The organism is Castellaniella caeni NBRC 101664 (genome assembly GCF_001592225.1).
GTDB classification, from domain to species: Bacteria; Pseudomonadota; Gammaproteobacteria; order Burkholderiales; family Burkholderiaceae_B; genus Castellaniella; species Castellaniella caeni.
The window spans coordinates 117255-139351 of record NZ_BCWN01000006.1; the positions used below are offsets into that span (position 1 = coordinate 117255).

22 protein-coding genes are annotated in these 22097 nt (G+C 65.8%); 4 read left to right on the forward strand and 18 right to left on the reverse strand.

What is annotated here, in order from left to right; translation table 11 throughout:
- Positions 1-13: 13 nt before the first annotated feature.
- Together CCA01S_RS05955 and CCA01S_RS05960 are read right to left on the reverse strand one after the other, a co-directional pair.
- Positions 14-976, reverse strand: coding sequence for a CysB family HTH-type transcriptional regulator (locus CCA01S_RS05955; protein ID WP_066455469.1), 963 nt, complete (start codon positions 974-976; stop codon positions 14-16).
- A 303-nt stretch (positions 977-1279) separates the two neighbouring features.
- Complete coding sequence (locus tag CCA01S_RS05960; RefSeq protein WP_066455472.1) at positions 1280-2773, reverse strand: CoA-acylating methylmalonate-semialdehyde dehydrogenase; 1494 nt, start codon at positions 2771-2773, stop codon at positions 1280-1282.
- Positions 2774-2951: 178 nt separating this feature from the next.
- Here CCA01S_RS05960 and CCA01S_RS05965 point away from each other — a divergent pair, with 178 nt between their 5' ends.
- Entirely contained in the window at positions 2952-3890 is a 939-nt protein-coding gene (locus tag CCA01S_RS05965; protein WP_066455474.1) for a LysR family transcriptional regulator, read from the forward strand.
- Positions 3891-3900: 10 nt separating this feature from the next.
- Here the strand turns inward: CCA01S_RS05965 and lptF are convergent, their stop codons facing one another.
- A complete protein-coding gene (gene lptF / locus CCA01S_RS05970; protein ID WP_066455476.1) occupies positions 3901-5019 on the reverse strand; it encodes an LPS export ABC transporter permease LptF in 1119 nt (372 codons plus the stop codon).
- A 110-nt stretch (positions 5020-5129) separates the two neighbouring features.
- Between lptF and CCA01S_RS05975 the strand changes: the two genes are divergently transcribed.
- From CCA01S_RS05975 to CCA01S_RS05985, 3 genes are all read left to right on the forward strand, one after another.
- Positions 5130-6626, forward strand: a complete 1497-nt coding sequence (locus CCA01S_RS05975; RefSeq protein ID WP_066455478.1) for a leucyl aminopeptidase — start codon at positions 5130-5132, stop codon at positions 6624-6626.
- Positions 6623-7078 carry a DNA polymerase III subunit chi gene (locus CCA01S_RS05980; protein ID WP_066455567.1) on the forward strand — a complete coding sequence of 152 codons (456 nt, stop codon included), beginning with the start codon at positions 6623-6625 and terminating at the stop codon, positions 7076-7078. The genes CCA01S_RS05975 and CCA01S_RS05980 overlap by 4 nt, the downstream gene beginning before the upstream one ends.
- A 169-nt stretch (positions 7079-7247) precedes the next feature.
- Positions 7248-7949, forward strand: coding sequence for a Bax inhibitor-1/YccA family protein (locus tag CCA01S_RS05985; RefSeq protein ID WP_066455480.1), 702 nt, complete (start codon positions 7248-7250; stop codon positions 7947-7949).
- 37 nt (positions 7950-7986) lie between these two features.
- On the opposite strand, the gene rarD is transcribed toward CCA01S_RS05985, so the two are convergent.
- The 15 genes from rarD to CCA01S_RS06060 all read right to left on the reverse strand — a co-directional run bounded on the left by rarD (position 7987) and on the right by CCA01S_RS06060 (position 22094).
- Entirely contained in the window at positions 7987-8892 is a 906-nt protein-coding gene (rarD, locus tag CCA01S_RS05990; protein ID WP_066455482.1) for an EamA family transporter RarD, read from the reverse strand.
- Positions 8893-8959: 67 nt separating this feature from the next.
- Positions 8960-9550, reverse strand: a complete 591-nt coding sequence (recO, locus tag CCA01S_RS05995; protein WP_066455485.1) for a DNA repair protein RecO — start codon at positions 9548-9550, stop codon at positions 8960-8962.
- Entirely contained in the window at positions 9543-10430 is an 888-nt protein-coding gene (era, locus tag CCA01S_RS06000; protein ID WP_066455488.1) for a GTPase Era, read from the reverse strand. The genes recO and era overlap by 8 nt, the downstream gene beginning before the upstream one ends.
- Positions 10427-11176 (reverse strand): ribonuclease III, encoded by a 750-nt coding sequence (gene rnc, locus CCA01S_RS06005; RefSeq protein ID WP_066455491.1) that lies wholly within the window; start codon positions 11174-11176, stop codon positions 10427-10429. The genes era and rnc overlap by 4 nt, the downstream gene beginning before the upstream one ends.
- Entirely contained in the window at positions 11176-12063 is an 888-nt protein-coding gene (lepB, locus tag CCA01S_RS06010; RefSeq protein ID WP_066455493.1) for a signal peptidase I, read from the reverse strand. The genes rnc and lepB overlap by 1 nt, the downstream gene beginning before the upstream one ends.
- A gap of 9 nt (positions 12064-12072) precedes the next feature.
- Positions 12073-13866, reverse strand: coding sequence for a translation elongation factor 4 (gene lepA / locus CCA01S_RS06015; protein ID WP_066455495.1), 1794 nt, complete (start codon positions 13864-13866; stop codon positions 12073-12075).
- Between the two features lie 134 nt (positions 13867-14000).
- Positions 14001-15482: a DegQ family serine endoprotease gene (locus CCA01S_RS06020; RefSeq protein ID WP_066455497.1), complete on the reverse strand. Its 1482-nt coding sequence runs from the start codon at positions 15480-15482 to the stop codon at positions 14001-14003.
- A 29-nt stretch (positions 15483-15511) separates the two neighbouring features.
- Positions 15512-16510 carry a MucB/RseB C-terminal domain-containing protein gene (locus CCA01S_RS06025; RefSeq protein WP_066455500.1) on the reverse strand — a complete coding sequence of 333 codons (999 nt, stop codon included), beginning with the start codon at positions 16508-16510 and terminating at the stop codon, positions 15512-15514.
- A complete protein-coding gene (locus CCA01S_RS06030; RefSeq protein WP_066455503.1) occupies positions 16510-17013 on the reverse strand; it encodes a sigma-E factor negative regulatory protein in 504 nt (167 codons plus the stop codon). Before CCA01S_RS06030 ends, CCA01S_RS06025 begins: the two co-directional genes overlap by 1 nt.
- A 9-nt stretch (positions 17014-17022) precedes the next feature.
- Positions 17023-17622, reverse strand: coding sequence for an RNA polymerase sigma factor RpoE (gene rpoE / locus CCA01S_RS06035; protein WP_066455513.1), 600 nt, complete (start codon positions 17620-17622; stop codon positions 17023-17025).
- A gap of 12 nt (positions 17623-17634) precedes the next feature.
- Positions 17635-18864 (reverse strand): beta-ketoacyl-ACP synthase II, encoded by a 1230-nt coding sequence (gene fabF / locus CCA01S_RS06040; RefSeq protein WP_066455514.1) that lies wholly within the window; start codon positions 18862-18864, stop codon positions 17635-17637.
- A 140-nt stretch (positions 18865-19004) separates the two neighbouring features.
- A complete protein-coding gene (acpP, locus tag CCA01S_RS06045; RefSeq protein ID WP_043680887.1) occupies positions 19005-19244 on the reverse strand; it encodes an acyl carrier protein in 240 nt (79 codons plus the stop codon).
- A gap of 185 nt (positions 19245-19429) precedes the next feature.
- Positions 19430-20170, reverse strand: coding sequence for a 3-oxoacyl-ACP reductase FabG (gene fabG, locus CCA01S_RS06050; protein WP_066455517.1), 741 nt, complete (start codon positions 20168-20170; stop codon positions 19430-19432).
- A 1-nt stretch (position 20171) separates the two neighbouring features.
- Entirely contained in the window at positions 20172-21107 is a 936-nt protein-coding gene (gene fabD / locus CCA01S_RS06055; RefSeq protein WP_066455520.1) for an ACP S-malonyltransferase, read from the reverse strand.
- Positions 21108-21119: 12 nt separating this feature from the next.
- The gene (locus CCA01S_RS06060) at positions 21120-22094 is read right to left on the reverse strand and encodes a beta-ketoacyl-ACP synthase III (RefSeq protein WP_066455523.1); all 975 of its coding nucleotides are present in this window, start codon (positions 22092-22094) and stop codon (positions 21120-21122) included.
- Positions 22095-22097 lie beyond the last annotated feature (3 nt).

Genomic DNA, 22097 nt, shown 5'->3' on the forward strand with positions numbered 1-22097 from the left:
CCTGTGGGCCGCGTCAGGCCACTTCGCGCACGGCGGGCGCGGGCTGGGCCACGGCCTCGGCCACGCGGTCGCGCGAGAGTTCTGGCGCCAGCATTTCCATCAGCACATACACGTAATCACGCAGAAACACGCCGCGCTTGATGGCCACGCTGGTGGTGTGGCGGCCAAACAGATGCCCCGCGGGCAGGCCTACCAGCCCCTTGTCGCGTCGGGGGTCGAACGCCACCCCGGCGATGATGCCGATGCCCAGGCCGATGTCGGCATAGGTCTTGACCACGTCGGCATCGATGGCTTCGAGCACGATGTCGGGCGTGATGCCCGCCTGCTCGAAGGCGGCATCGATGGCGCGCCGCCCCGAAAAGGCCCGATCGTAAGTAACGATGGGGTATTGCGCCAGGTGTTCGAGCGACAGATGCCGCGCGGCGCTGGACGTCAGACTGGTGAGCGGATGGTCGGGCGGCACCACCAGGGTGTGCTCCCATGAATAGACCGGCAAGGCGACGAGGCCAGGTGTTGCAGCCAGTGTTTCAGTGGCGATGGCGAGGTCGGCCTGTTCGTGCAATACCAGGCGCGCCAGATGCTCGGGGTTGCCTTCGGCCAGCGAGACGTGCACCTTGGGAAAACGCGCCCGAAACTGGGGGATGACGCGCGGCAGCAGGTAACGGGCCTGGGTGTGGGTGCAGGCGATCACCAGGGCGCCTTCGTCGCGCTGGGCGAATTCGTCACTCACCTTCTTGAGGTTGTCCACCTCGCGCATGATGCGGTCGATGACGGTGGAGACCGCCGCGCCAGGCTTGGTGAGGCCCTTGAGGCGCTTGCCATGGCGCTCGAAGATCTTGATGCCCAGCTCGTCCTCGAATTCGATGATGGCCTTGGACACCCCGGGCTGCGAGGTATAAAGCGTGCGCGCGGCTTCCGTCAGGTTGAAGTTGCGTCGGATGGTCTCGCGGACAAATCGGAATTGCTGAAGATTCATATGCCATGGCCCCAGGTGATAAGCCATTATATGGAATATGAAACACAGTTCATATGAATATTAGTTATTAGTTTAGGCGCGGTGATTGCGCATTGGAAGCGCTGCGGCAGCCTGCCTGACGCGCACCAGACACTTCATGGATGCGCGGCAACCGTCCACGGCAAGCCATACGCACCGGCTGGACGATTGTGGTCAGCCATCAAAAGGGCCCGAGATGCTGACGAGGCATGATCCGCGCCAGCATCTCGGGCCGTGTGCCAGACGCCGCCTTCGAGCCGAAGCCGATCGGCGGACGACAGACAATTATTTCATGGCGATGGTGGTGTTGATATCCGTGGGATGCGCCTGCCAGCGTGCTGTGATGGTCTTGGTCTGCGTCCAGAAGTAGATGGACTGGCGCCCGTTGGGGCCGAGATCGCCCAGCTTGGAGCCGCGCGACCCCGTGAAGCTGAACCAGGCCACCGGCACCGGAATGGGAATGTTGATGCCCACCTGGCCGACATCGACGTGGTTCTGGAAGTAGCGCGCGTGACCGCCATCTTGCGTGAAGATGGACGTGCCATTGCCATTGGGGTTGGCGTTGATGAAATCGACTGCTTCTTCGAGCGTATCGACCAGCACCACCGAGAGTACCGGCCCGAAGATTTCAGCCTCGTAGATGCTCATGCCCGCCTTCACCTTGCTGAACACGGTGGGGCCGACAAAGTTGCCCTTTTCGTAGCCCGGCACCTGGACGCCCCGGCCATCGAGCACCAGCTCGGCGCCTTCGTCCACCCCTTTCTGGATGTAGCCTTCGACGCGCTGCTTGGCCGCGGGCGAAATGAGGGGGCCGAGATCGGCCTTGCGGTCGGTGCCGACGTTAACCTTGAGCTTCTTGGCGCGCTCGACGAAATCGGGCAACCACTTCTGCGCCTCGCCCACCAGGACGAGCACGGAGATGGCCATGCAGCGTTCGCCCGCGGCGCCGAAGGCCGCCCCCAGCATGGAGTTGAGCGCGGCATCGCGGTCGGCATCGGGCATGATGACGCTGTGGTTCTTGGCCCCCATCATGGCCTGGCAGCGCTTGCCCGCCTGCGAGGAGCGGCGGTAGATTTCGGTGCCCACGCGGGTGGAGCCAATAAAGGAGACCGCCTTGATGTCCGGGTGGTCGCACAGCGTGTTGGCGACGTCGGGCCCGCCATGAACCACGTTGAGCACGCCCGGCGGCAAGCCGGCTTCAAGCGCCAGCTGCGCCACCATGAGCGAAGCGGTGGGGTCTTGCTCGGAAGGCTTGTAGACGAAGGTGTTGCCCATGGTGACGGCAATGGGGAACATCCAGCACGGCAGCATCACCGGAAAGTTGAAGGCCGTGATGCCCGCGCACACGCCCAGCGGCTGCAGCACGTTGTAGACGTCGATGCCGGTGGCGGCGTTTTCGGCGTAATCGCCCAGTTGCAGCACGTTGGCCGACACCGCGTGCTCGACGCCTTCGAGGCCGCGCGCGACTTCGCCCTCGGCGTCGGGCAAGGTCTTGCCGTGCTCGCGTGAGAGCACTTCGGCGATCTTGGTGGTGTTGTCACGCAGCAGGCGCGCGAAATCGGTCATGATCAGGCGGCGCTTGGCCTGGCTGACCATGCGCCAGGTCTTGAAGGCTTCTTTGGAATTGGCAATGGCCCGCTCGACTTCGGCGGGTGTGGCAAACGGCACCCGGGCGACGACCTCTTGAGTGGCCGGGTTGATGACGTCACGCCATTCGGTGGTCTCGGACTGAACCAGTTTCCCGTCGATCAGTAGCGGGACGCGTGGGATATCGCTCATGCAAACCTCCTCGGTATCTTGGGTGGGGATGGACTTTTGATGGACTCTTGTCTTGTGGCTGCGGCCAAGCGCATGATGCCGCGCGAGGCGTGCTCGTTGACCCAGTGTAGTTGTGTAAAAAACTTAAAGCCAGCAAAATATTTGCACATCAGTTGACGATATTTGCACAAGGATCACCATGCCCGACTGGGACGCCATCCGCTATTTCCTTGAAGTGGCCCGCACGCAGCGGGCCAGCGCCGCAGCCCAGCGCCTGGGGGTGCAGCACAGCACCGTGACGCGGCGCATCCGCGCGCTCGAACAAAGCCTGCAAGCCACCCTGTTTGAAAAATCCCGCGCCAGCGGCTTCACGCTCACCGAAGACGGGTTGCGCTTCTTCACCTACGCCGAACAGATCGAAAGCACCTTGCTGGCCGCGCAAGAAACCCTGTCCGGCGCCGCCGGACAGCTGTCGGGGCACCTGCGCATCGGCTCCACCGAAGGCTTCGGCAGCACGGTACTCACGCCCCTGATGGTGGATTTCCAGCAGCGTCACCCCGGCATGACGCTGGACATCATGCCCGTGCCCCGCTACATCAGCCTGTCCAAGCGCGAAGCCGACATCGCCATCGCCCTCGAACGCCCGCAGCGCGGGCCCTATCTGTGCACCAAGCTGGCCGACTACACGCTCAAGCTGTACGGCACCCGCGCCTACCTGGCCAGCCACCCGCCCCTGCGACGGCGCGAGGATCTCGACCAGCACACCTTCATCGGCTATGTGGACGAACTGCTCTTCAGCGACCGCTTGCGCTATCTGGACGACCTGGTGCAGGCCAAGCGGGTGATCTTCCGCAGCACCAGCATCCTGGCGCAATACCAGGCCGTGCTGGGCGGCCAGGCGCTGGCGATCCTGCCGTGTTTCCTGGCGGCGCAGGACGCGCGCCTGGTGCCCGTGCTGGAAAACGATTTGCGCGTCAGCCGCAGCTTCTGGATGTACTGCCATGAAGACTTGCGCCACACCCGACGCGTGATGGCGCTCTGGGATTACCTCAAGCAGGCGGTCGGCCTGAATCAGGCCTTGCTGCAGGGCCGCAGCACGCAGCTGCAAACCCCGTCCGCCCCCGCCACATGCGCTTGACGGGCAATCATCACGTCTGGCTCAGCGCCCGACGACGCCGTGGCCTGGGCATGCGCATGCGCCGCCACAGCAGCCCCACGGCCAGCGCCAGAAACGCGGCATGAACCAGCCAGACACCCACGCCGAACGACAGCACGCCATTGACGATCCAGCCGCGCGACAGATTGATGAGGTTCATGTACAGCAGCGCCAGCAGGCCGGCGATGAGCAGGTCGCCCGAGCGGCCCAGGCGCGGGTTGACCGCCCCCAGCGGCAGGGCGATGAGCGCCAGGTTGAGCACCGCGATGGGCAGGGCAAGCCGCCACATCAGCTGCGAGAGGGATTCCGGGTCGCCGCGCTGCAAGAGGTCGAGCGTGGGGCGGGCCTTGATCTCTTGCAGGGCCTTCTGGCGCTGGGCTTCGAGCGCCCCAGGGTCGGTGCGGCTTTCGATGCGCACCCCGTAGTGGTCGAAGTCGAGCATGCGCAATTCGGGTGTGCCCGGCTTCAGATCGTAGCGGTGGCCCGGCCCCAGCACGATGAAGCGGTCGCCGTTGGGTTCGGTGCGGATGGCGGCGCTGTCGGCGGTGACCACGCTGAGCCAGTCGGGTTCGACGATGCGCGCCATCACCCGGCCCAGCTCGTCATCCGGGCGCGTGGGTGATTCGGCAAAGAACACGCGCCGACCGTTTTCGGTTTCGATGAACTGCCCCGCCGTCACTTTGGAAAGATCGGAGCGCTGTTCGAAGCGCTGGCGATATTCGGCGATCTGCCCGTAGGCCCACGGCGACGCCGACAGCGTCAGTACGGCCACCACGGCGGCCACCGGCAGGGCGAACAGCATGACGGGACGCAGCCAGTCGGCCAGCGACAGGCCGCTGGCGAACCAGACGGGCATCTCGGATTCGCGGTAGCTGCGCGTGACGGTGGTGAGCACGGCGACGAACAGGGCCACCGACAGGATGACCGGCAAGGCGGTGATGCTGGAAAACGCGGCCAGCCCCAGCACGACGTTGGCGCCGATGTCGCCCTCGGCGGCCTGGCCCAGCAGGCGTACGATCAAGACGCTGAGCCAGACCACCAGCAGCGTGGAAAAGACGATCCCGGCGTGGCTGGTGATCTCGGAAAAAACGGCGCGCTTGAACAATGTCATGGGAAAATGCGGAATAATGGATCGTCACCCCCCGGTTCGCCTGCCGCTGGCGTGCTGTTGCACATCAGGCCCGGCAGGCAACATCCGGAATCGCGCCCAAGGAAAAACGAATGGAATTTAGCACAACGACCGCCACCGCCCTGCACACGATCAAGACCCAGGCCCTGGCGGTGGGGGTGTTCACGGACGGCATGCTCAGCCCCGCTGCCGATGCGCTCGACCAGGCCTCCAAGGGGGCCCTGCGCGCCGCCATCAAAGCCGAATTCGACGCCAGCAGCGGCAGCATCCTGACCTTGCACGCACCGGCGGGCATTACCGCAGACCGAGTCATTTTACTCGGACTCGGATCGCAAGAAAGCCTCAAGGCCGCCAGCGTGTCCCGCGCGCACCAGGCCCTGGCCGCTTACTGCGTGCGCGCCGGCGTCGGCACCGCGGTGTCCACCCTGTGCGCCCTCGACTGCGCCGACGCCAGCCTGGCCGACCTCGCCCGGGCCACGGCGCGCCTGGTCAGCGCCGCCACCTACCGCTACGACCACACTTTCAGCAAGGCCAAGCCCGCCGTCAAGCTGCGCAGCTTCAGCCTGCACCTCTCCCGCGCCCAGGCGGCCAAGGCCAAGCCCGGCCTCGAACAGGGCGCGGCCATCGGTGCGGGCGTCAACCTGGCACGCCTGCTGGGCGACCTGCCCCCCAACGTCTGCACCCCCACGTACCTGGGGCAGACCGCCAAGGATCTCGCCAAGCAGTTCAAGACGCTCAAGGCCGAAGTGCTCGATCAGAAAAAGATCGAAGCCCTGAACATGGGTTCTTTCCTGTCGGTGGCGCGCGGTTCGGCCGAACCCCCGGCCTTCATCGTGCTGCGCCACACGCCCAGCCAGGCGTCGGCCCGCAAGGCGGCCCCCATCGTCCTGGTGGGCAAGGGCATCACCTTCGACGCGGGCGGCATTTCCCTCAAGCCGGGCCCGGGCATGGACGAAATGAAATTCGACATGTGCGGCGCGGCCAGCGTCCTGGGCACGATGCGCACCGTGGCCGAACTCGACCTCCCCCGCGAAGTCATCGGCATCGTCCCCAGCTGCGAAAACCTGCCCAGCGGCACGGCCAACAAGCCGGGCGACATCGTCACCAGCCTGTCGGGCCAGACCATCGAAATCCTCAATACCGACGCCGAAGGGCGGCTCATCCTCTGCGACGCCCTCACCTACGCCGAACGCTTCAAGCCCGCCGCCGTCATCGACGTTGCCACGCTCACCGGGGCCTGCGTGATCGCTCTGGGCCACGTCAACAGCGGCCTGTTCACGCAAGACGACGCCCTGGCCGACGAACTGCTGGCCGCCGGCCGTCAGGCGCAAGACCCGGCCTGGCGCCTGCCGCTCGAAGACGCCTACCAAGACCTGCTCAAGTCCAACTTCGCCGACATGGCCAATATCGGCGGACGGCCCGCGGGCTCGGTGACGGCGGCCTGCTTCCTGTCGCGCTTCACCAGCAAGTACCGCTGGGCGCACCTCGACATCGCCGGCACCGCCTGGCTCGAAGGCAAGCAGAAAGGGGCCACCGGGCGCCCCGTGCCGCTGCTCGTGCAATACCTGCTGGGCCAGTGCGCGGCATGAGCCGGGTCGATTTCGCCTATGGCGCCGCGCATCGCCTGCGCGCGGCCTGTCGCACGGCGGCGCGCCACGCGCAGGCGGGCCACCGCCTGCTGGTGTACTGCACCGACCCGCGGCGCCTGAAGCGTTTCGACACCCTGCTCTGGGAATTCGACCCCGTCAGCTTCATCCCCCACGCACGGGCCGACGACCCGCTGGCGGAACAGGCCGATGTCGTGCTGGTGGCCGATGCCGCCGCCCTGGCGGCGGCCCCCGCGACGGGCTGGCTGCTCAACCTCGATCTCGACTGCCCGCCCGACGCCCGGCGCCACACCCGCATCCTGGAAATCGTCTCGGGCCACGAGGCCGACCAGCAGGCCGCGCGCGCGCGCTGGGCCGCCTACAAGCAGGCGGGCTACGAAATCCGCAGCCACCCGCTGCCCAAGACAGCACCCGAGGGAACCCACAGCCGTTAAAGCAGTCCAACCCTCGACCCCCCGCCATCGGCCATCCGGCACGCCGTGTTGCCGCGCGACGCCATCCGGATGGATTCGATGGACGCATCAATTCAGCTTGTTGTAAGATTCAAGCATACATAGACACTGGCGGCAGCTGTCCAGGCCGCCTCGACGACAGGAAAACACCATGTCCGACTTTCGCCAAACCCTTCCCCGCCCCGGCGCGTACGACACCTCGGTCGCCGCTCGCAACCAGGTGCTGCGCAACACCTACTGGCTGCTGGCGCTCTCCATGATCCCCACCGTGCTGGGCGCCGCCGTCGGCCTGCACCTGGGCATGGCCCAGCTGATGTCCACCAACCCGGGGACCAGCATGCTGGTCTTCCTGGTAGGCGCCTTCGGCCTCATGTTCCTGGTCGAACGCAATAAAAATTCATCGCTGGGCGTGGCCCTGCTGCTGGGCTTCACCTTCTTCATGGGCCTGATGCTGTCCAACCTGCTCAGCTTCGTGCTGGGCATGGGCAACGGCTCGCAGCTCATCATGCTGGCCTTTGGTGGCACCGCGGCGGTCTTTGGCACCATGGCCACGGTGGCCACCACCACCAAGCGCGACTTCACCCATCTGCAAAAATTTCTCTTCGTGGGCGTGGTGCTGCTCATCGTGGCCTCGGTCGCCAACCTGTTCTTCCAGATCCCGGCCCTGATGCTCACGCTGTCGGTGCTGGCCATCGGCATCTTCTCGGCGTTCCTGCTGGTCGATCTGCAGCGCGTGGTACAAGGCGGCGAAACCAACTACATCACCGCCACGCTGGCCGTCTACCTCGACCTCTACAACATCTTCACCAACCTGCTGATGCTGCTGGGCATCTTCGGCGGCAACCGCGACTGACCCCGCACCGGGCCGCCGCAACGGCGCGCCCGGGCCGTCAGCCCTTGCGCTGCTGCATCCGCTGGCGAGCCTCGGCTCGCCATTTTTGCGCGCCTTCGATCGCGACCAGAACGATGGCCAGCCAGATCGGCCCGTAGGTCAGCCACTGCGCCGGGCTCACGGGCTCGCCCATGAGCAGGAACGCCACCCAGAACAACAAAACGGGCTCGACATACCCCAGCAGCCCGAACAAAGAGAGCGGGATGATGCGGCTGGCCGCCAGATACATCGACAGCGACACGGCGCTGAGCAGGCCCAACAGCGGCACCTGCAGAAACATGCGCGGGTGGGCGGCGAAAATATGGCCCACCGCCGTGGCCTGGGACTGCAGCACGAACACGGCGACCGGCAGCAGGAACAGCATGTCGAACCACAGACCGCTCAGGGCATCCACCTGCAGGCGGCGGCGCAGCATGAAGTAGGGCGGATACCCCAGCGCCACCAGCGCCGTCGCCCAGGACACCGACCCCACGCGCCAGGTTTCGTGCGCCACCCCCAGCAAGGCAAAGGCCACCGCCCAGGCCTGCCAGCGGCTGAGGCGTTCGCCATAGACCAGCCGCCCGGCCAGCACCATCATGAGCGGCAGCAGAAAATAGCCTGTGGAAACGTCCAGGGCATAGCCGTGCAACGGCGCCCAGACGAAGAGCCACAGCTGGATGCCCATCAGGCCGGAACAGACCAGCATGAGCAGCAGGAAGCGCCCGTGCCGGAATTGATGGGCCGTCGCGCGCAGCTGCGGCCAGCCGCGCATCCGATGTACCACCAGCGCCATCATCGGCAGGCCCATGAGTACGCGCCAGGCAAACACGAGATCGCCGTCGAAGGGCTGCATCAGCGTGGCGTAGAAGTACATGGTGGCAAACAGGATCGACGAGGCGACCGACAGCGCAATGCCGTGCTTCATGAGAGACCCGCGAATCAGAGGGGGTTGAAAGTGAAAGGAAAGCCGCCTGCCGCTGCGATCCCGGTATTCAGTAACGCTGCAAGTCGAGCAGCACCTGGCGCGTGCGCAAGGGGGCCTCCAGCAGCTGATCGATGCGTTCGCGCAGCTGCTGGCGCAAGATGGGTTCGAGCGCCGGATCGTCGAAATCGGGATCGGGCTGATCGAAACCGTACCCCGCCTGCGCGAGCAGCAGCCACTCGAAGCGGCGCAAGGCGGGCGCATGCGAGCGCGCCCGTGGGTCGGCCAGCTGATCGAGGGCCATCTCGTAGGCATCATAGACGCCGGGATGCGGGTCTTCCCGGCCCAGCAGGCGCAGGATCAGTTCGTTCAGATACCAGGCCGACATCATGGCGCGCCCCGCCAGCAGGCGCACAGGCCCGGCTTCGGCGCGCACCAGGGTGCGTACTTCGGCGGCCCCCGACCACGACAGCCAGAGCGGCTGGAAGGCCACCAGCACCGGGCGCAGCACCGAATAGGGCCGCTTGGCCCCCTTGGCCGCCAGCGCCATCAGGCCATGATCGCGGCTGAAGCACTGCACGATGAGCGACGTCTCACGCCAGGGGCTGGCGTACAGCACGTAGCCGGGGGCATCCTGGACGCGCTGGCCTCGTTTAGTCATACCCCAGTTCGCGCAGCGTCGCGTCGCGGCCCGACCAGCCCTTGCGCACCTTGACGTAGACGTCCAGGAACACGGGTTTGTCGAGCAGCTTGACCATGTCCTGGCGGGCTTCGGTGGCAATGCGCTTCATGTGCTGGCCGCCCGCCCCCAGCAGGATGGGCCGGTGGCCTTCGCGCTCGATGACGACGCAGGCGGCAACGCGCACCCCGGTTTCGTTTTCATCCCATTGCTCGATGACCACCGTGCAGCCGTAGGGCAGCTCGTCGCCCACCAGGCGGAAAATCTTCTCGCGGATGAGTTCGGCGGCCAGGAAACGCACCGGGCGGTCGGTGAAGGCATCGGCCTCGAACAGGTGCTCGGCCTCGGGCAGGTGCTGGGCGACCTCTTGTGTGAGGACATCGAGCTGCACCGAGCGGGCCGCGCTGACCGGCACCACCGCCGCATAGGGGAACTGCCCGGTCAGGCGCGTGACGTAGGCAAAGAGGCTGTTCTTGTCCTTGAGCGTGTCCACCTTGTTGACGGCCAGGATCACGGGCCGCTGGCGCGGCAGCAGGGGCACCACGGCGGCGTCGCCCGCCGACCACTTGCCCGCTTCGACGACGTGTACGACCACGTCCACCTCGGCCAGCGCCTGGGTGACGACGCGGTTCATCATGCGGTTCATGGCCCCGCCGTGGCGCGTCTGGAAGCCAGGCGTATCGACGAAGATGAATTGATCCGCCCCCTGGGTGAGCACCCCGTGAATGCGGTGGCGGGTGGTCTGCGCCTTGCGCGAGACGATGGAGGCCTTGGCGCCGATGAGCGCATTGCTGAGGGTGGACTTGCCCACATTGGGCCGCCCGACCAGGGCCACGAAACCACAACGGCTGGCTGTATTCATTTTTGCTCCTGGGTGCCGACGGATGCCTGGACGTGCTTGCGCGGCGCCCGCCGGGCCGATTTGCGGGCCGGCCCGAGCGCCTCGATGCGCGCAATGGCTTCGCGCGCCGCCGTCTGCTCGGCCGCGCGGCGGCTGGCCCCCGAGGCCTCGACGCGGATGTCGAGCTGATCGACCGTGCAGACGATGTCGAAGGTCTGGTCGTGGGCCGCCCCGCGGGTGGCCAGCACTTCGTAGTGCGGCAAGGCCAGCCCCCTGCCCTGCGTCATTTCCTGCAGCAGGGTCTTGGGGTCTTTGCCAAAGGTGCGCACGTCGAGGTGCGACAGGATGGGCCGGTACAGGCGCTCGATGACGCGGCTGACCTGCGCATAGCCGCCATCCAGGTACAGCGCGCCGAAAATGGCTTCGAGCGCGTCGGCCAGGATGGACGGACGACGGAAGCCACCGCTTTTGAGTTCGCCCTCGCCCAGGCGCAGATGATCGGACAGGGACAGGCCCAGCGCGATCTCGGCCAGGGCGGATTCTTTCACCAGGTTGGCGCGCACCCGGGACAGGTCGCCCTCGTTCATTTCGGCGTGTTCGGTGAACAGCAAGGTGGACACCACGAAATTGAGCACGGAATCGCCCAGGAATTCGAGCCGCTCGTTATGCGGCATGCCGTGGCTGCGGTGCGTGAGCGCCTGCCGCAGCAGGGCCTGATCCTGGTAGCGGTAGTCCAGCGCGTCCTGCAGGGTATCGAGCCGGGCCATCAGTGGAACCCGCCAATGCGGCTGGGCGAACTGAAGTTCATCCAGATGAAGAAGGCGCGCCCGACGATGTTGCGATCGGGCACGAAGCCCCAGTAGCGGCTGTCGAGACTGTTGTCGCGGTTGTCACCCATCATGAAGTAATTGCCCGCGGGCACCGTGCAGCGCACGCCATCGGCCAGGTAGCTGCAATCCTTGAAGTTGGGAAAGCGCGTGATGGGCATGAAATCTTGCGCCGCGTTGGCATTGAGCAAAATACGGTGCGCCACGTCGCCCAGCTGCTCTTGGTACTGGCCCACGTAGGCGGCGCGGTCGGGCTCGAAGTAGTCGCCATCGCGCGTGTGCGGCACCGGCGTGCCGTTGATGGACAGCGTCTTGTTACGGTATTCGACGACGTCGCCCGGCAGCCCCACGACCCGCTTGATGTAATCCACCGAGGGATCGACCGGGTAGCGGAACACCACCACGTCGCCGCGCCGGGGCGAGCCCAGCTCGACCACCTTGCGGTCGATCACCGGCAGGCGCAGGCCATACTGGAATTTGTTCACCAGGATGAGGTCGCCGTTTTCGAGCGTGGGCAGCATCGAGCCAGACGGAATGCGAAACGGTTCGACCACGAACGAGCGCAGCACGAAGACGAACAAAATCACCGGAAAAAAGCTGACGCAGTACTCGACCCACCAGGGCGCGCGGTTGGCCCGCTCGTAGACCTGCTGGCACTCGGCGCTCAGCGCCTCGGCATCGAGCCCCGCCGCGTTATTGCGGCAGGCCTGCGCCTGCGCCTCGGCGCGTCGGCGGCGGCCAGCGCGCAGCCACAGGCGGTCGAGCAGCCAGACGATGCCGGTGACCACCAGGGCAATGAACAGCAACAGGGCGAAATCCCAACTCATCGGTGATCCTTATTTGTCTTCAACCTGCAGCACGGCAAGGAAAGCCTCTTGCGGGATTTCCACGTTGCCCACCTGCTTCATGCGCTTTTTGCCCGCTTTCTGCTTTTCGAGCAGCTTCTTCTTGCGCGAGATGTCGCCGCCGTAGCACTTGGCCAGCACGTTCTTGCGCAGGGCCTTGACGTTTTCGCGCGCCACGACCTCGGCGCCGATGGCGGCCTGGATGGCGATGTCGAACATCTGGCGGGGGATGAGGCCGCGCATGCGCGTGACGACATCTCGCCCGCGCATGCGCGCATTGGCGCGGTGCACGATCATGGACAGGGCATCGACCTTGTCACCGTTGATGAGCAGATCGACGCGCACCACGTCGGCCACGCGATATTCTTTGAACTCGTAGTCCATCGAGGCATAGCCGCGCGACACGGACTTCAGCCGGTCGAAGAAGTCGAGCACGATTTCCGCCAGGGGGATTTCATACGTGAGGTGCACCTGGCGACCGTGGTAGCTCATGTTGAGCTGCACGCCGCGCTTGTTGGTGCACAGCGACATCACCGGCCCGACGTACTCTTGCGGCATGAACAGCGTCACCGTCATGATGGGTTCGCGGATTTCCTGGATGTGCCCGACTTCGGGCATGCGCGCCGGGCTGTCCACCATGAGCAGGGTGCCGCTGCGATCCAGCACTTCATAGACCACCGACGGCGCGGTGGTGATGATGTCCATGTCGAATTCGCGTTCGAGCCGCTCTTGCACGATGTCCATGTGCAGCAGGCCGAGAAAGCCGCAGCGAAAGCCGAAACCCAGGGCCTGCGAGACTTCGGGCTCGAACATGAGCGAAGAATCGTTGAGCTTGAGCTTTTCGAGCGAATCGCGCAGCTGGTCGTATTCGCTGGACTCGACCGGATAGACCCCCGCGAACACCTGCGGCTTGACTTCTTTGAAGCCGGGCAGCGCCTTGCTGGCCGGCTTGCCCGCCAGGGTGACGGTGTCGCCCACCTTGGCGTGTTCCAGTTCTTTGATGCCGGCGATGATGAAGCCGACCTCGCCCGCCGACAGCGCCGTGCGCGCCTGCGACTTGGGCGTGAAGACCCCCAGCTGTTCGCACAGGTGGGTGGCCCCGGTGGCCATGAGCAGGATTTTGTCTTTGGGACGCAGCGTGCCGTTGACGATGCGCACCAGCATCACCACGCCCACGTAGTTGTCGAACCAGGAATCGATGATGAGCGCCTGCAGCGGCGCCTGCGGATCGCCCTGTGGCGCGGGCACGCGGGCCACGATGGCCGCGAGGATTTCATCGATGCCCAGCCCCGTCTTGGCGCTGGCCTGGATGGCGTCGGTGGCGTCGATGCCGATGACGTCCTCGATCTCGGCGGCGGCGGCGTCGGGGTCGGCCGAGGGGAGATCCATCTTGTTGAGCACCGGCACCACCTCGACCCCCAGTTCGATGGCGGTGTAGCAGTTGGCCACCGTCTGCGCCTCGACCCCCTGGGTGGAATCGACCACCAGCAAGGCCCCCTCGCAGGCCGACAGCGAGCGGCTGACTTCGTAGGAGAAATCGACGTGGCCCGGGGTGTCGATGAGGTTGAGTTCGTACACCTGGCCATCGTCGGCGGTGTAGCGCAAGGCTGCCGTCTGCGCCTTGATGGTGATGCCGCGCTCGCGCTCGATGTCCATGGAATCGAGCACCTGCGCGGCCATTTCGCGATCCTGCAGCCCTCCGCAGCGCTGGATCAGACGGTCGGCCAGGGTCGATTTGCCATGATCGATGTGCGCAATGATGGAAAAGTTGCGGATATTGTCCATAGACGGCGAGGAAGAAATCGGAAAATTGAAAGAAAGACGCGCGCCGCGACGGCCCGCCCATACGCAAGAGAGGGGACGCCGCGGGGCGCCCCCTCTCGTGTAGCCGCTATTTTAGCTTTTTCCCACCCGAGGGATCACTGGGGCTTCACGATCACCCACTGGGATTGCTGATCGCGGCTGACCAGCAGGACGGCCGGGCGGGATTTGTCCAGCCCCTTGACGACGCTGGCGTACTGCTTCGGGCTGGTAATGTCGGTATCGTTGATGCGCAAGATGATATCACCCGCTTCGATACCGGCATCGGCTGCCGGGCCTTGCGCCTGGGCCACCGCCACGCCCTGATTCTGGTCGGCATCGGCGGGCAGCGCCTCGACGCTCAGGCCCAGGCGATCCACCCCGCTGGCTGAAGGCGCCTGCTCACCCTGCTGGCCGGCGGCCTTCTGGTCGAGCTCGGCCACCTTGGCTTTCAGATCGACCGCCTTGCCCTTGCGCCAGACCTGGATGGTGGCTTCGGTGCCTGGCCGGGTGGCCCCCACCAGACGCGGCAGATCGGTCATGTGTTCGATCTTCTCGCCGTTGAAGGCGGTGATGACGTCACCCGCGTGGATGCCGGCCTTGGCTGCCGGGCCGTCAGGCTCGACGCTGCTGACCAGCGCGCCATGCGCCGTGCCCAGGCCCAGGGCCTTGGCGACGTCGTCCTGCACCTCGGTGATCTGCACGCCGATGCGCCCGCGCGTGACCTTGCCATGCGCCTTGAGCTGATCGACCACGCGCATCACCTCGTCGATCGGAATGGCCAGGGAGATGCCCATGAAGCCGCCGCTGCGCGAGATGATCTGCGAATTGATGCCGACCACGTGGCCGTTGAGATCGATGAGCGGGCCGCCCGAATTACCCGGGTTGACGGCGACATCGGTCTGGATGAACGGCAGATAGTCGCCCGTATCGCGGTTGATGGCGCTGACGATGCCCGCGGTCACCGTGGAATCGAGACCGAAGGGCGAGCCGATGGCCAGCACCCACTGCCCTTTCTTGAGCGTATTGGAGTCGCCGATGACCAGCGGCTTGAGGCCCTTGGCATCGATCTTGAGCAAGGCGATGTCGGTGCGAGCGTCGGTGCCGATGACCTTGGCCTTGTATTCCTTGCCATCGGTCATGGTGACGAAGATGCCGTTGGAATTATCCACGACGTGGTTGTTCGTCAGCACGTAGCCGTCGCTGGAAATGATGAAGCCCGAGCCGATGCCGCGCGGCACCGTGCGCTCTTTGGGCGTCGGCTGATTGGGCTGCGCATGCGGCTTCTGTTGCTGCTGCGGGCCGTAGCCCGGCGGCATGAAGTCGGGGCCAAAGAACCAGCGGAACAGATCGGAGGGATCGCCGCCCGGCCCCATGGGCGAAGAGCGGCGCACGGGCACGGCTTCGGTGGTGCGGATGTTGACGACCGAGCCCTCGGTTTCGGCCACGACCTGGGTGAAGTCGGGCAAAGCGACCGTGGGCGCCGACGCACTGGCCGCCTGGGCCACGCCCAAGGGCAAAGTGCTGGCCAGCAAGACGCTGGCCGCCGCGCCAGCCACCACTCGCTTGATGCCTGAACCAGCTGGCAAATGAAAAGCCATGGAGTTCTCCTTGGAAGAGAAAGTGTGTTTTAGTGGGCGGCCCGCGGCACGTACTGGACGGCGCGTGCCAGGTCGCGAACCGTTTGCGCGGGCACTTCACCGACAGCCGTCAACCAGTAGGAAGCAAGACGCAAGCGGTAAATATTCACCGCGCCCTGCCGCAGGCCTCCCTGTCTGATGTTTTGATCCCGTTTCGGGTCAAAGGTTTCAATAAAAATTGAAATGGCCGTCAATCCGTCGGAGACGACCAGCTGATCCACGGCGTGATCGGGCCCGATCTGGCGGGACAGTTCAGCCACCGGCGCAAACCCCGCGGGCAGGGAAAACCGCCAACCCTGGGCCTTGAGATCGATGGTTTCGCTGGATTCGGTGAGCAGGCGCCAGTCGCGGGTGTTCCATGGCGACGTGAGCGCGGCGGGCTGCACGTCGGCCCCCAGGCGGATGCTGCTGAAGGCCACCTGATCGACCAGGTGGCCCGCCGCGTCGAGCGTCTGGGATTTCAGCAACAAGTGCGTCTTGAGATCGGTGCAGATGCGGTAGCTGTAGCGCAGGTGGTCGCGCGCCTTGAGGTCGGAGACGGCGCAGTCGCGCCCCGCGATACGGTACGTGTGCGGCGACGGCTGCCACGAGTAGTGGTCGGCAATGGCCTGGTCGTTGCCCAGCAGCAGGCCCGGAAAGTGGTCGCTGCGGGCGGGCTGGATGACCACCAGCTTGTGGTCGGGGCGCAGGCACTGTTCGAGGCCGTTCTGGCGCAGGCACTCGCGCGGCGCGCCATCCAGCACTTCAAGGCGTTCGCGCTCGCCGGTGCCGTCCACCACGTGCACCACGCGCGAAGCCTGCAGGGAATGCCCCTGCTGATAGACGTAGATGCCCGCGTAGTCGAGGGTGCGGGCGGCTTCCTGCACCTGCTGCAGGAAATTGAGCAGATCCGCCGCGGCGGCCTGCCCCGGGCCCGTCAGGCACAGGCAAGCCCCGAGCAGGAGGCGCCACGAGATCGCGCGCCATCCCCCGCCACGCCATGCGCTCATCAGCGCGACCCCATGCTGTCGTAGGACACCTGCCGCACCGGGCCCGCACCCGCCATGTCCTGGTGCGCCGACATGTAGTCGGCCAGGGTGGGATCGGGCGCCTCGGTGTCGTCGGCCTGCGCCATCACGGGCGCGGCGGTGGGCTGCGTAGGCGTGCCCGACATCAGGGGACGAACCATCCAGACCACCGACGCCACGGCCGCCGCCACGGCCAGGCCCGACAGGCCGAGACGCCACGCCGGGTGCCGCGGCAACGCCAGCGGGGCGACGATGGCCGGTTCGGCGTCCAGCGCCGTGGTGAGGCGCGCGTAGAAGCGCTCGGAGGGCTGGATGGCCAAGTCGTGGCTGCGCATGACGTCGCCGATGAGGTGATAGGTGTCCCACACCTGACGGCCATAGGGCGTATCCAGTTCTTCGGCGCGCAGCTCGGCCTCGCCGTCCACCCAGGCGGACACGGAGGCCTCCCAGGAGGCGTCGGCGACAGGTTCACGATGGGCATTCATGATGGCTCCTTACCAGCGGCGCGCCGAGTCTTGATCCATGACGGGCCGCAGGCGCGCGGCGATCGCTTCGCGAGCCCGAAAGATACGGGATCGGACGGTGCCGATCGGGCACTGCATGGTGCTGGCGATATCTTCATAACTCATTCCTTCGATCTCCCGCAGTACGATGGCCGTGCGCAGCTCATCGGGCAAGGCGTCGATGGCCTCGTTGACGGTTTGCGCAATCTGGCGGCTGGCCATCATCGACTCGGGCGTACTCTGATCGCTTAGGCTGTCGATCTGCTCAAAAGTTTCACCGTCTTCGTTTTCCAGCGTGGAGACGGTGACGGGCCGCCGGAAGCTGGCCGATTGCCAGTTGCGCGCCGTATTGATGGCGATGCGGTACAGCCAAGTGTAGAAGGCGCTGTCGCCGCGAAACTGCGGCAGAGCCCGGTAGGCCTTGATGAAAGCCTCTTGCGCGACGTCCTCGACCTCGGCGGGGTCGTGGATCATGCGCGCCAGCAGGCGCATGATCTTGCGCTGGTACTTGATGACCAGCAGATCGAAGGCATGCCGGTCGCCGCGCCGCACGCGTTCGACCAGCGCGAGGTCAACCTCGCGCTCGCTCATGCCCGGCCCCGCTTACAGGCGCCCCACGATCATGGAACCGTTGGTGCCGCCAAAACCGAAGGAATTGGACAAGGCCACATCGATTTTCAGATCGCGCGCCTGGTTGGCACAGTAATCGAGATCGCAGTCGGGGTCTTGATTGAACAGATTGATGGTGGGCGGGGAAACCTGCCGATACACGGCCAGCGTGGTGAAGACAGCCTCGATGCCCCCGGCGGCGCCCAGCAGGTGCCCCGTCATGGACTTGGTGGAGTTGACCACCAGCTTGTAGGCATGATCGCCGAAAGCCAGCTTGAGGGCCTCGGTTTCGTTCTTGTCGCCCAGGGGCGTGGACGTGCCGTGCGCATTGACGTAGCTGATCTGGTCGGCGTTGACCTTGCTGTTGCGCAGGGCGTGCAGGATGCCCCGGCGCGGCCCGTCCTGGTCGGGACTGGTGATGTGGTGCGCGTCGGAGCTCATGCCGTAGCCCAGGAATTCGCCGTAGATGCGTGCGCCGCGGCGCTTGGCGTGCTCGTATTCTTCGAGCACCAGCACGCCGGCGCCCTCGCCCAGCACGAAGCCGTCGCGGTCGCGATCCCAGGGGCGCGAGGCCGTGGCCGGGTCGTCGTTGCGGGTGGACAGGGCGCGCATGGCGGCAAAGCCCCCCATGCCCAGCGGCGACACCGAGCTTTCCGCGCCCCCGGCCACCATCACGTCGGCATCGCCGTATTCGATCAGGCGCGCGGCGTCGCCGATGCAGTGCAGGCCGGTGGTGCAGGCCGACACCACGGCATAGCTGGGCCCCTTGAGCCCCAGCATGATGGACAGCTGCCCGGAAATGAGGTTGATGAGCGAAGCCGGTACGAAGAATGGCGAGATGCGTCGCGCGCCGCGCTGCAGGAATTCGATCTGGGTTTCTTCGATGCGCGGCAGGCCGCCGATGCCCGACCCGATGATGGTGCCGATGCGGTCGGCGTCTTCGGTGTCGATGTCGAGCCCGGAATCACGCCAGGCCTGCACCCCGGCGGCCACCCCGTAGTGGATGAAGGTATCCATCTGCTTGGCTTCTTTGGCACCGACGTACTCGGTGACCTCGAAACCGCGGACTTCACCGGCAATCTGGCTGTTGAGCACTGAGGCGTCGAATCGTGTGACCCGCCCGATCCCCGAGCGGCCATGGATGAGGTTATCCCATGCGGTCTCGACATCGTTGCCTACGGGCGACACGATGCCCAACCCGGTTATGACGACTCGTCGTTTCACATACGGCTCCTGAAATGGAAAAAGGCAGTTCAAGGCAGATCATCAGGTCGGACCCGCAAGACTGCCGGCCCGATGATCACCCGTCGTGAACTGCCCGTGGCCCCACGCCGCATCGCCTGCGGCGCCGGGTCTGAATGAGATTACTGCTTGCTGTGCGAGGTGATGTAATCGACCGCCTGCTGCACCGTGGTGATCTTTTCGGCTTCTTCGTCGGGGATCTCGGTTTCGAATTCGTCTTCGAGCGCCATCACGAGCTCGACCATATCGAGCGAGTCGGCACCGAGGTCGTCAAGGAAGGAAGATTCGTTTTTGATCTCGGCTTCGTTGACGCCGAGTTGCTCAGCGACGATCTTCTTGACGCGCTGTTCGATGCTTTCCATGCATATCTCCAGTAAGGAAAAATCCCGCGAATTATAGCCAAATGAATACTGCTGGGCTGCGGGTTTTGATCAAAAAAAGCAGCTCGGACACCAGGGCACAAACGTACCGCACGACAGAAGCACCGAGACCTGCAGACTGAGTTTGAACGGATTTTACCTTAGACCGCCGGCATCCGTTCCGGGGACTACATATACATACCACCATTGACGTGCAGCGTCGTGCCGGTGACGTACCCTGCCTGAGGGCTGGCCAGATAGGCCACCGCGTGCGCGATTTCAGCCGCGGAACCCAGGCGCCCCAGAGGGATCTGCCCCAGGATGGCCGCCGTCTGGGCTTCGTTGAGGGCGCGGGTCATGTCGGTGTCGATGAAGCCGGGCGCCACGCAGTTGACCGTGATGCCGCGGCTGCCGAGTTCTTGCGCCAGCGAACGCGACATGCCGGCCACGCCGGCCTTGGCCGCCGCGTAGTTGGCCTGCCCCGGATTGCCGCTGTAGCCCACCACCGAAGTGATGTTGATGATGCGCCCCCAGCGGGCCTTCATCATGGTCTTGGCCACGCCGCGCGACAGGCGGAACACCGCCGACAGATTGGTGCCGAGCACGGCGGCCCAATCGTCGTCTTTCATGCGCAGGATGAGGCCGTCACGCGTGATACCGGCGTTGTTGACGAGAATCTGCGGGCCACCCTGGGCGGCGAGTTCGGCCAGCACGGCGTCGCAGCCCGCGGCGTCATCGACGTTGAGCATGACGCCGCGCCCGCCCTGGGCGCCCAGCGCCTCGGTGATGGCTTCGGCCCCGGCCGCGGACGTCGCCGTCCCCACGACCGTCGCGCCCGCGGCGGCCAGTTCTTGTGCAATGGCACGGCCGATGCCGCGCGATGCCCCGGTGACCAGGGCGATCTTGCCGTTCAGATCGGTCTCGGACATATCAGTCTCCCAAAGCCGCCAGCGTCTGTTGCAGAGACGCCGGATCAGTGATGTTGAACGTTGCGATGTCGCGGTCGATGCGCTTGACCAGCCCGGTGAGCACCTTGCCGGGACCGCACTCGACCAGATGCGTGACGCCTTGCTGCTTCATCCGCTGGATGGTCTCGACCCAGCGCACGGGATGCCAGGCTTGGCGCACCAGCGCGTCGCGGATGGCCGCCGGATCGGTGGGCTGAGCCACGTCCACGTTGTTGATGAGTGGCACGGCGGGCACGGCCAGCGGCACCTTGGCCAGGGCATCGGCCAGCACGTCGGCGGCGGGCTTGAGCAGGCGCGAATGGAAAGGCGCCGACACCGGCAGCACGAGCGCACGCTTGGCACCCGCGGCGCGCGCCAGCTCGCAGGCGCGTTCGACGGCGGCCACATGGCCGGCGATCACGACCTGGGCCGGTGCGTTGTAATTGACGGCCTCGACGACGGCATCCGCGCCGCAGGCCTGCGCACAGGCCTGGCGCACGGCGTCGTCATCCAGCCCGAGGATGGCGGCCATGCCGCCCACGCCCACCGGCACGGCGGACTGCATGGCCTGGGCGCGCACGCGCACAGTGCGCACGGCATCGTCCAGGCCCAAGGCCCCCGCCGCCACCAGGGCCGAGTATTCGCCCAGGCTGTGGCCGGCCACCACGGCGGGGGCCGCCCCACCGGCCTGCCGCCAGGCACGGTACATGGCCACCGAGCACAGCAGCATGGCGGGCTGTGTGTTGGTGGTGAGGTTGAGCGCCTCGGCCGGGCCGTGCGCGATCAACTGTGCCAGGTCTTCGCCCAGGGCGGCGTTGCCCTGCCGCACCGTGGCCAGGACACCGGCGTCCTGCGCCCAGGCATCCATCATGCCGACGGTTTGCGAGCCCTGACCGGGAAAGACAAATGCGATTTTCATGAGTCTGAAACCTCAGAGTTTCACGAGGACGGAGCCCCAGGTGAAGCCGCCCCCCACCCCTTGCAGGAGCACCAGCTGGCCCGCGTGGATGCGGCCATCGCGCCAGGCGACGTCGAAGGCCAGCGGCACGCTGGCCGCCGAGGTGTTGGCGTGCTTGTCGAGCGTGACGATGAGTTTTTCTTCAGGCAGGCCCAGCTTGCGGCTGATGAAGTTGAGGATGCGCACGTTGGCCTGATGAGGCACCATCCAGTCGAGCTGGGAGAGTTCAACCCCGGCCTCGTCGCACACCTCGTGCGCCGAGCGCACCAGCGAATTGACCGCCAGCTTGAAGACGGCCTGGCCATCCATGCGCAGAAAGGGGTCGCCCGTCACCTGCCCGCCCGACACATTGCCCGCGGCGCACAGGATGTGCTGCTGGCGGCCATCGGCGTTGAGGCGCGCCGCGAGAATGCCGGGCTCGTCGGCGGCGCTGAGGATCATGGCCCCGGCACCATCGCCAAACAGCACGCAGGTGCGCCGGTCGCTCCAGTCGAGAATGCTGGAGAAGACTTCGGCGCCGATCACCAGGGCGTGGCGTGCGCGCCCGGCGCGGATGAAGGCGTCGGCGGTGGCCAGCCCGTAGACAAAGCCGCTGCAGACAGCCTGTACGTCAAAGGCCGCCGCGCCGCCCACGCCCAGATTGGCCTGCACCAGACAGGCGGTGCTGGGGAAGATGAAGTCGGGGGTGGACGTGGCGACGATGATGAGATCGATGTCTTCGGCCCGCAGACCGGCGTTGTCCAGCGCGGCACGCGCGGCGGCCGTCGCCAGCGTACTGGTCTTGGTGCCCGGCTCGGCAATGTGGCGCTGGCGGATGCCGGTACGCTCGACGATCCAGGCATCCGAGGTTTCAACGCCTCGGGTGGCCAGCTCGGCAGCCAGGTCGTCGTTGCTGACAATGCGAGGGGGCAGGTAGCCGCCCGTTCCGGTGATCCTGGCGTAAGGCATATC

What these genes read in the sequence shown, in the direction of transcription:
- CCA01S_RS05980 (WP_066455567.1), top strand. Translation starts at nt 6,623, where the DNA reads ATGAGCCGGGTCGATTTCGCCTATGGCGCCGCGCATCGCCTGCGCGCG.
- lptF (WP_066455476.1), bottom strand. Translation starts at nt 5,019, where the DNA reads ATGACATTGTTCAAGCGCGCCGTTTTTTCCGAGATCACCAGCCACGCC.
- recO (WP_066455485.1), bottom strand. Translation starts at nt 9,550, where the DNA reads ATGACTAAACGAGGCCAGCGCGTCCAGGATGCCCCCGGCTACGTGCTG.
- fabD (WP_066455520.1), bottom strand. Translation starts at nt 21,107, where the DNA reads ATGAAAATCGCATTTGTCTTTCCCGGTCAGGGCTCGCAAACCGTCGGC.
- CCA01S_RS05960 (WP_066455472.1), bottom strand. Translation starts at nt 2,773, where the DNA reads ATGAGCGATATCCCACGCGTCCCGCTACTGATCGACGGGAAACTGGTT.
- CCA01S_RS05975 (WP_066455478.1), top strand. Translation starts at nt 5,130, where the DNA reads ATGGAATTTAGCACAACGACCGCCACCGCCCTGCACACGATCAAGACC.
- rarD (WP_066455482.1), bottom strand. Translation starts at nt 8,892, where the DNA reads ATGAAGCACGGCATTGCGCTGTCGGTCGCCTCGTCGATCCTGTTTGCC.
- CCA01S_RS06025 (WP_066455500.1), bottom strand. Translation starts at nt 16,510, where the DNA reads ATGAGCGCATGGCGTGGCGGGGGATGGCGCGCGATCTCGTGGCGCCTC.
- lepA (WP_066455495.1), bottom strand. Translation starts at nt 13,866, where the DNA reads ATGGACAATATCCGCAACTTTTCCATCATTGCGCACATCGATCATGGC.
- acpP (WP_043680887.1), bottom strand. Translation starts at nt 19,244, where the DNA reads ATGGAAAGCATCGAACAGCGCGTCAAGAAGATCGTCGCTGAGCAACTC.
- era (WP_066455488.1), bottom strand. Translation starts at nt 10,430, where the DNA reads ATGAATACAGCCAGCCGTTGTGGTTTCGTGGCCCTGGTCGGGCGGCCC.
- rnc (WP_066455491.1), bottom strand. Translation starts at nt 11,176, where the DNA reads ATGGCCCGGCTCGATACCCTGCAGGACGCGCTGGACTACCGCTACCAG.
- CCA01S_RS05955 (WP_066455469.1), bottom strand. Translation starts at nt 976, where the DNA reads ATGAATCTTCAGCAATTCCGATTTGTCCGCGAGACCATCCGACGCAAC.
- rpoE (WP_066455513.1), bottom strand. Translation starts at nt 17,622, where the DNA reads ATGAGCGAGCGCGAGGTTGACCTCGCGCTGGTCGAACGCGTGCGGCGC.
- CCA01S_RS05965 (WP_066455474.1), top strand. Translation starts at nt 2,952, where the DNA reads ATGCCCGACTGGGACGCCATCCGCTATTTCCTTGAAGTGGCCCGCACG.
- CCA01S_RS06030 (WP_066455503.1), bottom strand. Translation starts at nt 17,013, where the DNA reads ATGAATGCCCATCGTGAACCTGTCGCCGACGCCTCCTGGGAGGCCTCC.
- CCA01S_RS06020 (WP_066455497.1), bottom strand. Translation starts at nt 15,482, where the DNA reads ATGGCTTTTCATTTGCCAGCTGGTTCAGGCATCAAGCGAGTGGTGGCT.
- lepB (WP_066455493.1), bottom strand. Translation starts at nt 12,063, where the DNA reads ATGAGTTGGGATTTCGCCCTGTTGCTGTTCATTGCCCTGGTGGTCACC.
- CCA01S_RS06060 (WP_066455523.1), bottom strand. Translation starts at nt 22,094, where the DNA reads ATGCCTTACGCCAGGATCACCGGAACGGGCGGCTACCTGCCCCCTCGC.
- CCA01S_RS05985 (WP_066455480.1), top strand. Translation starts at nt 7,248, where the DNA reads ATGTCCGACTTTCGCCAAACCCTTCCCCGCCCCGGCGCGTACGACACC.
- fabG (WP_066455517.1), bottom strand. Translation starts at nt 20,170, where the DNA reads ATGTCCGAGACCGATCTGAACGGCAAGATCGCCCTGGTCACCGGGGCA.